Annotated in this window: 8 protein-coding genes; 6 read left to right on the top strand and 2 right to left on the bottom strand. The window is 57.5% G+C overall.

The window, feature by feature from the left end:
* Positions 1 to 97 precede the first annotated feature (97 nt).
* Positions 98 to 427: a Dabb family protein gene (locus ACGY09_RS12345; RefSeq protein ID WP_373649946.1), complete on the bottom strand. Its 330-nt coding sequence runs from the start codon at positions 425 to 427 to the stop codon at positions 98 to 100.
* Positions 428 to 670: 243 nt separating this feature from the next.
* Between ACGY09_RS12345 and ACGY09_RS12340 the strand changes: the two genes are divergently transcribed.
* Entirely contained in the window at positions 671 to 1,537 is an 867-nt protein-coding gene (locus tag ACGY09_RS12340) for a lipase family protein (protein ID WP_397571739.1), read from the top strand.
* Positions 1,538 to 1,642: 105 nt separating this feature from the next.
* On the opposite strand, the gene ACGY09_RS12335 is transcribed toward ACGY09_RS12340, so the two are convergent.
* A complete protein-coding gene (locus tag ACGY09_RS12335; protein WP_397571738.1) occupies positions 1,643 to 2,275 on the bottom strand; it encodes a GntR family transcriptional regulator in 633 nt (210 codons plus the stop codon).
* Between the two features lie 254 nt (positions 2,276 to 2,529).
* Here ACGY09_RS12335 and ACGY09_RS12330 point away from each other — a divergent pair, with 254 nt between their 5' ends.
* The 5 genes from ACGY09_RS12330 (at position 2,530) to ACGY09_RS12310 (ending at position 13,097) form a co-directional block, all read left to right on the top strand.
* Positions 2,530 to 5,904 (top strand): PSD1 and planctomycete cytochrome C domain-containing protein, encoded by a 3,375-nt coding sequence (locus ACGY09_RS12330; protein ID WP_397571737.1) that lies wholly within the window; start codon positions 2,530 to 2,532, stop codon positions 5,902 to 5,904.
* Positions 5,905 to 5,916: 12 nt separating this feature from the next.
* Positions 5,917 to 7,371 carry a DUF1501 domain-containing protein gene (locus ACGY09_RS12325; RefSeq protein ID WP_373649950.1) on the top strand — a complete coding sequence of 485 codons (1,455 nt, stop codon included), beginning with the start codon at positions 5,917 to 5,919 and terminating at the stop codon, positions 7,369 to 7,371.
* Between the two features lie 29 nt (positions 7,372 to 7,400).
* On the top strand, positions 7,401 to 8,429 hold the full coding sequence (locus tag ACGY09_RS12320) for a succinylglutamate desuccinylase/aspartoacylase family protein (RefSeq protein WP_397571736.1): 1,029 nt from the start codon (positions 7,401 to 7,403) through the stop codon (positions 8,427 to 8,429).
* A gap of 94 nt (positions 8,430 to 8,523) precedes the next feature.
* Positions 8,524 to 9,990, top strand: a complete 1,467-nt coding sequence (locus ACGY09_RS12315; RefSeq protein ID WP_397571735.1) for an MFS transporter — start codon at positions 8,524 to 8,526, stop codon at positions 9,988 to 9,990.
* Positions 9,991 to 9,992: 2 nt separating this feature from the next.
* A complete protein-coding gene (locus tag ACGY09_RS12310) occupies positions 9,993 to 13,097 on the top strand; it encodes a PSD1 and planctomycete cytochrome C domain-containing protein (RefSeq protein ID WP_397571734.1) in 3,105 nt (1,034 codons plus the stop codon).

Here is a 13,097-nt window from a genome sequence, read left to right as displayed (position 1 = left end):
CTATATTACTGGCTGAATCAAGGGTGAGGATTCCACCTATTGTGCCTGTCCCTCATCTCAACGAAATTGTACAGGCACTATCGGTCCGTCAGCGGGATCACTTGGTGTAGTTGTCGAAAACGCGGACTTTTTCCCACGTGGGCTTATTTTCTTCGATGAACTTCAGGTGGTCTGGAGCGGTCTGGTAGATGTCGTGGTCTGCTTTGGAGCGGAAGACGACCAGCAGGGCGACGTCAAAATCGCGATCATTCACGGGGCGAGCCAGTTCGGGGACCAGGGGGCCCGCTCCGAAGAAGGTGACTCCCGGATGATCTTTCAGGTACTTAAAGCAAGCGTCCACCAGCTTCTGGATGTTCTCTTCGGTTCGCTCTTTCAGCGTGAAATAAACATTGTGCACAAGCTGAAGTTGGTTCGATGCGTCGCTCATGTGGCTTTTCCCTGCAGGTTGCAAATCAGGACGAAAAATTCTGGCACTGCCGCCCGTGGCTCGTAGGGCGACACGATCAGCCGCCGCCTCGATCCAGGTTGTCAGGTCGAGGTCCGAAGGGGATCGGCAGGGCCGGGGTTCATCATCACTTTTTGACTCGTCGGTTGCTACCCTGCGGACTATGATCGTTCCGAAAATGCTCTCTGACAGGTTTGGAGTATCTCCCCGGGGCAAAGAGGCGAAATGGATTTACAGCTGATTGAAGACGCGTTGGGTGATCACCGGAACGCCCAAGTCCTTGCGAAGGCATCTGAACTGGCTTACTTGCCCGCCGAGCAGGGAGTGCAGCAATTCAAAGAGAGTCTGGGGTGCGACGCGCGCCTGATCAGTGCCGGAAATACGCAGGTCTACGTCGCGACGAACGACGATCATATTGTCGTTGCCTTTCGGGGGACCGAGTCGCCAGCGACGCTTGAGGGCCTGAAAGACTGGCTGCTTTCAGACGCGGTCAATCTGCTGATTCTACCGACAGGGAGGCTGGGGACGGACTTTGCCGCGGCGGGAGTCGGTGCACGGTTTCACCAGGGGTTCATTAACGCGTTGGATGATGTCTGGGTGCCGCTGCTGTCGGCGGTTCAGGAAGAACTCGCTCGTTCGGATCGTCCACTCTGGATCACCGGTCACAGTCTGGGGGGCGCGCTGGCGGTGCTGAGTGCCTGGCTCTTCCACCGCAAGTTCGTCAATGTCCATCAGGTCTATACGTTTGGTGGGCCGATGATTGGCAACGTCGAAGCTTCCAAGGCATTCGATCGGGAACTGGAGGGGAAAGTGTACCGCTACGTGAACGGCCCTGATCCGGTTCCAAAGCTTCCGACTGTCAGTCTCATCGCGAATGAATTCGGGCATGTGAATCGCGAGATGACGGCCGGTGTGGGGCCGGGGGCGTCATCCTCGGCCGCACTATTTGCCGAGTTCATCAGCCGTTCGGTCGACGGGCTGCTGCAGGGGACGCTGGTCGATGATGTCTGGAAAGCCGTGATGCACACGGTCGATGCTCATCTGATGCCCAGTTATCACAGTTTGATCGAGCGTCTGATTGGCAAGAAGTAGCCAAACGGAAAAACGGGCTGCGACCGCCTGCATTCAGGTCTGTGATGTGAATCGCCTCTCCCGGAGGTTCGACTCCGGGCTGTGTCGGGTCTGGGCTTCCTGCGGCTACGCGATTTTCTCTTTCAGCATCTTCATCGCGGCGTCGAGATCCCCCCGGCGGAAGATTTCGACCAGTTCCCGGTGTTCCTGGTAAATGTCGAGAAGATCGCTGCAGCGGCGCTGTCGGCTGCGGAAGTGCGAGCGGATGCGTCCGACCAGTGTTTCCCAGATCAGCAGCAGGTCCGGTTGCTGAGCCCGGTCAAGCAACTGGCGATGAAAGGCGATGTCGAGTTCGGCGATCGCGTGGTAGTCCCGCTGTTCGCAGGCGTCTTTCATCTGATGGAGTTTGTCTTCCCACTGCTGAAAATCCACCTCATTCAAATCATCGAAAACCATTTCCAAGGCATAGGTTTCGATCGAGCGGCGAATGGGAATGATCAGTCTGCGAATCGGCAGCGGGGCTTCGGGAGCGACGATGGCACCGCAATTGGGTCTCGCCTTCAGCAGGCCCTGTGCGGTGAGCATCTGCACTGCCTCGCGGGCCTGGCCACGGCCGACGCCAAATCGCTTTGACAGGTCCGCTTCGGTGACGCGGAGTCCATCTGTCAGCCTCCCAGAGAGGATCTCTCTTTTGAGCTGGTCTGCCACCCGGTGTGAATCAAGATTTTCTTCTGCCGATCCGAACTGCTTGCGTGCCATACCGAAAATTACCATTCACGATTGCACTGAGTTGCTGGAAATGCCGCAGGAAATGCGCCGGGATTGTCCGCAAACCTGGATTGATTGTCAACAAATGGCGCTGATGCATCAACAGTGATTGTTGACAATCCGAGGCCTCTTGTTCACACTTCAACCGAGATGGTCCAGCGTGAGAACGCTGTCATCGCTTTCGTGCCACTCCCCGAATTTTGACGCGGTGCAATGTCCAAAGTTAAATAGGCGGTGACGAATTGATGAGAGACTTGTTTGCGACGAGCAACCGCTCCGGGATGATTCGTTTAACACTCGTATGGTGTCTGTTCAGCACTGTGCCAGCTCTCGTCAACGGGGCCGAAGAATCCGCGATGGATTTCTTCGAGAAAGAGATTCGCCCTCTCCTGATCGAAAACTGCCAGAAATGTCATGGGGCAACGAAGCAATTTGGTGGCCTTCGTCTGGATTCTCGCGAAGCAGTTCTCAAGGGGGGCGAGAGCGGTGCCGCTGTCGTAGGCGGCAATCTCGCTGAAAGCCTCTTGATCCAGGCTGTGCGGCATGCCGACGGCTTGCAGATGCCACCTGATAAAAAGCTCTCTGCTCCGCAGATTGAAGCACTTGAACGTTGGGTGACGATGGGGGCTCCCTGGCCTGCCTCCGTCGCACAAACCGACGATCTGGCAGAGAAATATCGAACGCACTGGGCGTTTCAGCCTGTCAGCAATCCACCGCTGCCGTCGGTTTCAGAGGATCCCTGGTGCCGGACACCAGTCGACGCGTTCATACTTCAAAAACTGAACGACGTCACGCTCACACCATCACGACGTGCGGACCGCCGCACACTGATTCGCCGCGTGACTTACGATCTGACAGGTCTGCCCCCTTCACCAGAAGAGGTGGCTGCGTTTGAAAACGACGAATCTCCCGACAGCTACGCAAAGCTGGTAGAGCGATTGCTGGATTCACCCCAGTACGGCGAGCAGTGGGCCCGCCACTGGCTGGATGTCGCTCGCTACTCGGACACGAAGGGATACGTCTACGGCCGCGAAGAACGCGTCTGGGTTCACGCACCTGCCTACCGGGACTGGGTCGTCAAGGCATTCAATCGCGACCTCCCCTACAACGAATTTCTGCTGCTGCAGATCGCCGCCGATCAGGCTGCCCCCCACGATCCTTCGGCCGCTGCGGCGATGGGCTTTTTGACCGTCGGTCGCCGATTCCTCGGCGTAACACACGATGTCATCGATGATCGGATTGATGTCGTGACCCGCGGCACGATGGGACTGACGGTGGCTTGCGCCCGTTGTCACGATCATAAGTATGATCCGATTCCAACTGCTGATTATTACTCGCTTTACGGCGTGTTCATGAACTCCACGGAGCGGCTGTCGGCTGCCGGTGAGCCTGCCGTACGGGACGAAGCCTACGCGGCATTCGAAACCGAGCTGGAAAAGCGGAAGCAGACACTGCGCGACACGATGCTCGCCAAGCGGATTGAAGGTTCTGATCGACTCCGACAGCGATTTGACGAATACCTGATTGCGCAGACGGAGCTTTCGAAATATCCCGAGGAAGGGTTTGATCAGGTTCTGGCAGTGACGGACGTGCTTCCGGTCGCTGTGCGGCGCATCGAAGGCTGGCTGGCCATGGAAGACCGGGTCATTGACCCTGTTTTCGCTCCCTGGAGAGCGTACGCCAAACTGAAGGCCGAAGAATTTGCCAGCCGAGGTGGCGAGGTTCTGGCCGAGCTGGCTGCCAGCGGGATTGCGGTCAACTCCCGAGTCGCCCAGGCACTGGCCACGGCTCCCACCAGTATGCGCGATGTCGCCGAACGATATGGCAAGCTGTTCAAGGAAGTGAACCAGCAGTGGCGTGAAGCGAGCGAAGCGGCGAAGGGAGCCAGTCTGCCCGAACCGACGAAGCTGGAGGCTCCGGAAGCAGAAGAGCTGCGGCAAGTTCTCTACGGCCCCGGTTCGCCATGTCTGATTCCAGATGAGCCCATTGTTTCCATCGAGTATCTGTTCGACACGGGGACACTGTCCGAGTTGTGGCGGTTGCAGGGAGAAGTTGATCGCTGGATCATTCAGTCTCCACTTGCTCCTCCGCACGCGTTGTCTCTGGTCGACCGGGCTTCGATTCGTCCGTCGCGAATTTTCCGACGTGGTAACCCGGCGAATCGTGGGGCAGAAGTGTCGCGGCACTTTGTCTCTGTCGTTGCGGGCCCTACTCCGAAGCCATTTACCCAGGGAAGTGGCCGCCATGAACTGGCTCAGGCCATTATTGATCCCTCGAACCCGCTGACCGCTCGCGTCTGGGTGAACCGTGTATGGCAACATCACTTCGGGGTCGGACTGGTGCGAACACCCAGCGATTTCGGGATCCGGGCCGAACCCCCCAGCCATCCTGAACTGCTTGACTGGCTCGCCACGCAACTGATCACCGGGGGCTGGAGCACCAAGAATCTTCATCGTCTGATCCTGCTGTCCAATACCTATCAGCAGATCTCGGCTGCTCCTGCAGATCCTGTCGAGGCGCAGCGGGTCAGTCTGATTGACCCTGAAAACAAACTCCTCTCGCGGATGAATGTCCGCAGAATGTCGTTCGAAGAATTCCGTGATACGTTGCTCGCGGCTTCGGGCCGACTTGATCTTCAGTCGGGAGGTCGTGGTTCCGACATCTTCGCGATGAATGGGACACAGCATCGTCGTCGAACGTTGTATGGATTGATTGACCGGCAATTCCTGCCAGCGACTCTGCGAATCTTCGACTTTGCAAATCCGGATTTGCATATTCCAGCCCGAAGCGAAACGACCGTACCGCAGCAGGCATTGTTTGCGCTCAACCATCCATTCGTTGCCAGCCAGTCGAAGTCACTGGTGTCCTCAGTGCGGGAGGACGGTGCCACGGATGCTCAGCAGGTGACTCGACTCTTTCAACGGGTTTATCAGCGGGAACCGACTGCTAAACAGCTCGAAACGGCCCTGGCATTTCTGCAACTGCCCGCAGGGGAAGATGTGGCTCCGCGGACTGAAAGTCTGGCCTGGAAGTACGGCTACGGCGAGCTCAATCCGGCAACGAAAGAATTGATGAGCTTCACTCCGCTCCCCCACTACACCGGCAGCGCCTGGCAGGGTGGCGAAAACTGGCCTGATGCCGCACTCGGATGGGCCCGACTGACAGCCACCGGAGGACATCCAGGGAACGACCTTCAGCACTGTTGCGTACGACGCTGGGTCGCGCCCCGTGCGGGGACCTACTCTGTTGAATCGACTGTGATTCACAGTACGCCCGCCGGAAATGGGATTCGCTGCTGGGTCTTCTCCAGTCGGAACGGAGCGGTCAGTTCGCTCGAAACGCATAACCAGACGAAGCCGATGAACGTCACGTCGATTGAGCTGCACGAAGGTGATTCGCTGGATTTCGTCGTGGATCTCAACGGCGATTTGAACAATGACCAGTTCGAATGGTCGATGGTTGTCCGCCTGCAGTCAGGTGATGCGCCGGACGCCGCTCCAATGCCCCGTGTCTGGGATTCGGCACAGGATTTCACCGGCCCCATGATGTCACAACTCAATCGTTGGGAGCAGCTTGCTCAAGTCTTGCTAATTTCGAATGAACTCATGTTTGTCGACTGACGAAAATCGGCGATGAGCGAGATCCGGGAGAACATGATGGATTTGATGAAGTCGCTGGAATCACGTCTGACTCGACGATCACTCCTTGAGCGATCGGGGATGGGGATTGGTGCGCTCGCCCTGGCGGGATTGTGTTCGGACGACGCGAGGCGATATGCCCGCGGAGCGTCGGCTGCGGCTGACAAAGGACACGTACAGCAGCCCCACTTTCCAGGTCGGGCAAAGCGCGTCATTCATTTCTTCTTGAATGGCGGCCCCTCGCACGTGGATACGTTCGATCCCAAGCCGGCACTCGAAAAATACGCTGGCCAGCCAGTGCCGATGAACCTGACTACAGAACGGAAAACCGGCGCTGCGCTGCCGTCTCCGTTCAAATTCCAGAAGTATGGTCAAAGCGGACTCGAATTCAGCGAGCTCTTCGCCAAAACCGCGGCCCATGCGGATGATATCGCTGTCATTCGCTCCATGTACGCTCAGGTTCCGAATCACGAACCATCGCTCATGCTGATGAACTGCGGGGACTCCGTCCAGCCCCGTCCCAGTGTCGGCGCCTGGGTCATGTACGGGCTGGGGTCGGAAAACGAAAACCTGCCCGGCTTCATCGCAATGTGTCCGAACGGTCTGCCCGTCAAGGACACTGAGAACTGGCAATCAGGCTTTCTGCCCGGCGCCTACCAGGGAACCTATATCGATTCGCAGCGCAAAGAAATCGATAAGTTGATTGAGAACATCAACAGCCCTCATGCGACCGCTGCGACGCAGCGTCAGCAGCTTGATCTGCTGCGAATGCTGAATACGGAACACCGTAGTTCCCGTGCGGACAGTCGTCTCGAGGCCCGGATCCATTCGTTCGAGCTGGCTTTCCGCATGCAGCATGCGGCTGCAGAAGCCTTCGATATTTCACCCGAGCCCAAGCATATCCAGGAACTTTACGGCGAAGGGGTGCATGCTCGTCAAACGCTGATCGCCCGCCGCCTGCTCGAACGAGGTGTTCGATACGTGCAGCTCTGGCATGGGGCGGGACAGCCCTGGGACAACCATGCTCAGATCGAAGCCAACCATCGTCAACTGGCGGGACAGATCGATCAGCCCATCGCGGCCCTGATCACCGACTTGAAACAGCGCGGGATGCTGGATGACACGCTGATCATCTGCGGCGGTGAATTCGGGCGAACCCCGACCGTTGAACTGGGGGGCGATGGAAAATCGCAACTGGGACGCGATCACAATCACTACGGATTCAGCGTCTGGATGGCAGGGGGCGGAATTCGAGGGGGGACTGCCTACGGCGCCACGGATGACTTCGGGTTTAAGGCCGAGAAGAATCCGACCAGTGTCCACGATCTCCATGCGACGATTCTTCATCTGCTGGGATTTGATCACGAGCGTCTGACCTACCGATACGCAGGAAGAGATTTCCGGCTGACTGACGTCCATGGCGAACTGATCCAGGCAATTCTGGCGTAAGCCTTTCATTCGATAGAAAGTTTCACTTGATGTCTCGCGTTGTCGCCCGTCCAAAACAGCTTGATCTCGATTCTCCCGGTCGTCGTGACTACTGGGTCGCCCTTGAGCATGACAGCATCTGGGGGGATCACCTGATCCCGCTGACCGTCTGGGTTGGTCCCGAAGCCAAGCCGGACGAAGGGCTCGTTTCCTTCGGTTCGAATCATGGTAACGAGTACGAAGGGCCCGTGGTTCTTAAGCACCTGAGTCGCGAAATCGATCTGAAGGACGTTCGCGGACGAATCATTTTCATCCCCGTTCTCAACCCCTCTGCGTTTCGTGCCGGGACACGTGAAAGTTCTCCGGATGACCGGGTGAACCTGAACCGCGCATTCGTGGATGGTGCCGGTGTCCAGCCCTCACTCTCCGGAATTACACACCGCATTGCGGCCTTCGTCCGTGAATATATCTGGCCGCGAGTCCATGTCGTTATCGACCTGCACTCGGGTGGAAATGTGGCACGCTTCTCGATCTGTGCCAGCTTTCATCCTGTGGACGATCCCGTACAGTCGAAGAAGATCGAAGAGACCGCTCGCTGGTTCGGTACTCCCAGCCTGATGATTTACCAGAACATCACGCCCGGGTTGCTCCCCAGTGAAGCCGAACGACTGGGCAAAATCACGGTCGGAACCGAGCTGGGTTGGGGATGTGCGGTCAATCCTGAAGGGGTCCGTTACGGTCGCCACGGGGTGCTGGCAGCGGCCATCCATCACGATCAGCTCCATGGAACGATTGAGAAGATCGGCTATCACGCCGCGGGGACTCAGCGAAAGCTCGAAATGGTCGACCGTGCCTGCTTCTCGGTCGCTCCGTTTGATGGTCACTACGAACCGATCCTCGAATGTGGCACCCAGGTCAAGGAAGGTGACATCGTTGGCTACCTGCACGACTTTGACCATATAGACATGGACCCCTGGCCGGTGAGGGCTGGTGTCGATGGTGTGGTGCTGGCTCAGGCCTGGGTTTCACCGATTCCACGTGGACAACACATCGTCGTCGTGGGGCGGGTGATTGACTGATGGAAACGGGCTGAGAGCGCGACGGTCGTTTCTTTCAAACGGCTCTCAGGTAGATCAATCCTTTCCTTCTTTCCCATGACAGGTGAAGTTACGTATGACAGGTGCAAGCACGACAGCCTCGACATCGCTCGAGTCGCAGCAGACCACTTCTGATGTGGCTCTGCGTCCGACGAACGTCCGTTATGGAGTGCTTGGCCTGTTGTGCGGGCTGTCGATGATTACTTACATCGACCGCGTTTGTTTCGCTTCGGCAGCTTCGGGGATTACGAGAGATTTCGGTTTAAGCGGCCAGGAACAGTTAAAGTGGGCCTACACGGCCTTCGCGATTGCCTATGGACTGTTTGAACTTCCCGCAGGGTGGCTCGGAGATCGACTCGGGCCGCGCAGTACCCTGCTCCGAATCGTGATCTGGTGGTCGCTGTTCACCGCGGCCACGGGATTAGTTGGTCTCAAATTTGGCAGCCTCACACTGGGAGGGCTCACAACGCTCATCGTGATTCGCTTCCTGTTCGGCGCAGGTGAAGCGGGTGCGTATCCGAATATTACCCGAGCGATCCATAACTGGTTCCCCATGAAGAACTGGGAGACAGCTCAGGGCTATATCTGGATGTCGGGACGAATTGCCGGCGGCGTGACTCCGCTTGTCTGGGCGATTCTCGTCAGCGGTACGACATTTTCGACCCCCCTGCTGAACTGGCGCGGCGCGTTCCTCTTCTTCTGCGGACTCGGCCTGGTGTGGTGTGTGGTGTTTGCCTGGTGGTTTCGTGATCAACCGGCAAACCATCCCGCTGTGAACGCGGCAGAACGTGAATTGATCGGATCAACGTGGACTCCGCACAGCCACTCAAATATTCCCGTCAAGGCCATGTTGAAGAATCGAAGCCTGTGGGCTTTGTGTCTCATGTACTCGCTGATCAACTACGGATGGTTTTTTAATGTCAGCTATTTCCCAAGTTATCTGAAGGATCGCTTTCAGTTATCCGAAGGAGACTTACTGGGGGCGGTCTATGCGGGTGCCCCTTTATGGGTCGGGGCGATTGGCTGTATCTCGGGTGGGATCATCATCAGTTTCATTGCCGAGCGGATCGGTGACCGACGCCGGGCACGGCAGATCGTCGGATGTACAGCCATGCTGGTCTGCGCCCTGTCATGGTGGAGCGTCTACCAGGCGAAATCGATTCATCAGTTCTGCATTTCCATTTCCCTTGCGGCTTTATGTGTTGATCTGACGCTGGGGGCTGCCTGGGCGACTTGTCAGGACTTGGGACGACAACACGCCGCGGTGACCGGGGCGCTCATGAACACCGTGGGGACTGTGGGTTCGTCTCTGGCGGCCTGGTTAACGGGGGAAATCGTCCAGCGTTACGTCAAACAGGCTGCAGCTTCCGGGACCGAGGCCTTGACCGCTGCCGAAAAATACACTGCGTCGATGGCTGGCTATCAGGCCGTATTTTTCACGTACGCCTCCGTTTACGTGATTGCGGCACTCTGCTGGTGCTTTATCAACGCTTCGAAACCATTGGAGCCGGAGCAGGCTGCACCTCAGGTTGGAGGACACTGAAAATGAAATTCCTTCCACAAATCCAGACGACGCCACAATGGCACCGACGCCTGTGTCGTCTGACCTCCCTCGGGGGGCTGATCGCCTTGCTGGGTTGCCAGATTGTCTGGGCCAGCGAGCCGACCCCCGAACAGGCCGAATATTTTGAGAATCACGTCCGGCCCTTGCTGATTGAAAGCTGCCAGCAGTGCCACGGCAGCAAAAAGCAGGAAGGAAGTCTTCGCCTGGATAGTCGCGAGACGACTCTCAAGGGGGGGGACAGCGGGCCGGCCATCGTGCTGGGTAAACCGGAGGAGAGTCTGTTAATTGCTGCGGTCCGCCGGTCCGGCGATGCGTCGGCGATGCCTCCCGACAGTACGTTGAAGGCAAATGAAGTCGCGGTTCTCACAAAGTGGATCGAGATGGGAGCTCCCTGGCCGGGTTCGGTCGATACGTCGACCTCCGTCGCTCAGGCGGGGCCGCTGTGGTCGTTGCAGCCAATTCAGGTGGTTGACCCTCCTGAGGCCCAGGAGAGTGCCTGGAATCAGACTCGAATCGATCGTTACATACACGCTGGACATCTTGCACATCAGGTGAAGCCTGTCGGGCTGGCGGACAAACGCACCCTGCTGCGCCGTGTCACCTATGATCTCACGGGTCTCCCCCCGACTATTGAAGAAATCCGGGCGTTTCTCGCGGACTCCTCTCCAGACGCGTTTGCAACCGTCGTCGACCGCCTGCTGGCCACGCCGGAATATGGTGAGCGATGGGGTCGTCATTGGCTGGACGTTGTCCGCTATGCCGATACGGCGGGTGACGGAGCAGACTATCCCGTTCCGGAAGCCTATCGCTACCGCAACTACGTCATCCGATCCATTGCCAACGACAAGCCCTTCGACGAGTTTGTGCGCGAACAACTCGCGGGTGACATCATTGCCAAACAGGCGCTCGAAAGCGGGAATCAAACGCCCGAGCAGTACGCAGACCAAGTCATCGCCACCGGATTTCTGGCTGTCGGAAAGCGGTTCGGTTACAACGACAACACGGAATTCGTGCATCTGGACATCGCGGACACGATCGACTCTGTGGGGCGATCGCTGCTGGGGCTCTCGCTGGGATGTGCCCGGTGTCACGATCACAAGTATGATCCGGTCTCCGCCAATGACTACTACGCCCTGTACGGGATTTTTGCGAGCAGCCGTTTCGCGTTTCCCGGTGGTGAAGAACTGCAGCGTCCGCGACATTTTTCTCCGGTGGTGATGCCATCCGAAGTTCAGCGGCGTGACGAGGAACGTGCGAAGCAACTGGCGGTGCTGGATGGAGAAATCCGCAGACTTGATTTCGATCGCCTGACGCTCGATCCCGCAATGATCGGTGGCGGTCTTGATTACGGTGTGGAACAGCAGGAACTGGGGCAGGCTCCGAAGGCTCCCTGGGTGACTGCAGGCCCCAATCTCGTGCTGTCTGAAGCTCAGAGCCCTTTTACGCATGTGCATCCCGCCGGTTCGCGGGGAGTTCGCGTCAAGAACACCGTCCCGAATGAAGGTGTTCGACGGGAATTCCAGAATCACACGGTCGAGACTTCTCCACAGCTTTATTTCAACCTGGATTTCCGGAACGTCGATCGAGCCGAAGGGGAAGCGGCTTACCGGTTCTACCTGGGGCATGGTGCGATCGTCTCGCTGGCGTTTGAAGCGAGCATCAGTAACGAAGAGTTCCAGGTCCGTAACGGCGACGCGTGGGAACTGGTCTCATCGCTGGAAACTGGTGCCTGGTACAATCTGGCCATTACGTTCGATCTCAAGAATCGAACCTATTCCGGAACGCTGTTGAAGGCGGGTGAAACCAGTCCGATTTCCTTCGAGAACAAGAGTCTCGCAAGTAACTGGGACGGCATCATCAACACGTTTGTGTCCGACGGAATCGGAAAAGCTCCGGGACGGACGGCGGTGCGAGATCTGGACAATCTTGGAATTCAGAACCAGCCCTTTGCAATCTCACGTACCGTTCCTGCTTCGCCCGAGCAGGAGGCGAAGCTGAAGTCAGTGCTGGATTCGCTCGCAGAATTGAAAAAGCAGCGTGAACAGGTTGCGAACAACTCTCTGTACGAACTGGCCTACGCTGTTTCGGAAGCAACCCCGGTGAATGTTCGCGTTCAGAAGCGAGGTGAACCGGATCGTCTGGGAGATGAAGTTCCGCGGCGCAATCTCGAAATCCTGGGAGGTCAGCCCATTCCCGAGGGGGGAGGAAGTGGTCGACTTCAACTGGCGCAATGGTTCACGGACGAATCAAACCCCCTGCTGGCTCGCGTGATTGTTAATCGAGTCTGGCAGTTCCACTTCGGGGCCGGACTGGTTCGTTCCTCCAGCGATTTCGGAGTCCGAGGCGAACGGCCGTCTCATCCGGAACTTCTTGATGATTTGACGGCGACGTTCATTCGCAATGGCTGGTCGTTGAAGTCACTGCATAAGCTTCTCCTCCTTTCGCGGACGTACCAGCTCGCCAGTACCGATGATGCCGAGAATCTGAATCTCGACGCGGAAAACCGGTGGCTGTGGCGATTCCCCAGACTCTCGTTAGACGCCGAGTCCATTCGGGATTCGATGCTCAAGTTGAGCGGGCAATTGGATCCCAGGATGCCCGAGGGGCATCCCTTCCCGCCCACCAGTGCATGGAACTTCACGATCCATTACCCATTCAAGGCCAATTACGATTCGAATCATCGAAGCGTGTATTTAATGGTCCAGCGATCGCAGAAGCATCCCTACCTCTCCCTGTTTGATGGGGCCGACCCGAATGTGAGTACCGCCAGCCGGTTCACCACGACGACGCCGACGCAGGCGCTGTATCTGATGAATTCCCCTTTTGTGAACCGTCAGGCCAGCCAGTTCGGGTTGAAGCTGCTGGGGCAGGCTTCAACTGACGCTGATCGGATCCGGTTTGCGATCGAAAGTACGTGGGGTGTTGAGGCGTCAGCGGACGATGTCACTGATTTCCTTGAGTTCCTGGCGCACTACCGCGAGCAGTCCGCCCGCCTGAACCTGCCGGAAGAAAAGCAGAACGAACTTGCCTGGGGCGCGTTTGCCCGAGTGCTCATGACCAGCAACCAGTTTCTGTTTGTGGACTGA

Source organism: Schlesneria sphaerica (assembly GCF_044336245.1).
Taxonomy (GTDB): domain Bacteria; phylum Planctomycetota; class Planctomycetia; order Planctomycetales; family Planctomycetaceae; genus Schlesneria; species Schlesneria sphaerica.
Note: the sequence above shows the minus strand (reverse complement) of the source record. Positions and strands in the feature narration are given on the sequence as shown.

What these genes read in the sequence shown, in the direction of transcription:
- ACGY09_RS12345 (WP_373649946.1), bottom strand. Translation starts at nt 427, where the DNA reads ATGAGCGACGCATCGAACCAACTTCAGCTTGTGCACAATGTTTATTTC.
- ACGY09_RS12340 (WP_397571739.1), top strand. Translation starts at nt 671, where the DNA reads ATGGATTTACAGCTGATTGAAGACGCGTTGGGTGATCACCGGAACGCC.
- ACGY09_RS12335 (WP_397571738.1), bottom strand. Translation starts at nt 2,275, where the DNA reads ATGGCACGCAAGCAGTTCGGATCGGCAGAAGAAAATCTTGATTCACAC.
- ACGY09_RS12330 (WP_397571737.1), top strand. Translation starts at nt 2,530, where the DNA reads ATGAGAGACTTGTTTGCGACGAGCAACCGCTCCGGGATGATTCGTTTA.
- ACGY09_RS12325 (WP_373649950.1), top strand. Translation starts at nt 5,917, where the DNA reads ATGAGCGAGATCCGGGAGAACATGATGGATTTGATGAAGTCGCTGGAA.
- ACGY09_RS12320 (WP_397571736.1), top strand. Translation starts at nt 7,401, where the DNA reads ATGTCTCGCGTTGTCGCCCGTCCAAAACAGCTTGATCTCGATTCTCCC.
- ACGY09_RS12315 (WP_397571735.1), top strand. Translation starts at nt 8,524, where the DNA reads ATGACAGGTGCAAGCACGACAGCCTCGACATCGCTCGAGTCGCAGCAG.
- ACGY09_RS12310 (WP_397571734.1), top strand. Translation starts at nt 9,993, where the DNA reads ATGAAATTCCTTCCACAAATCCAGACGACGCCACAATGGCACCGACGC.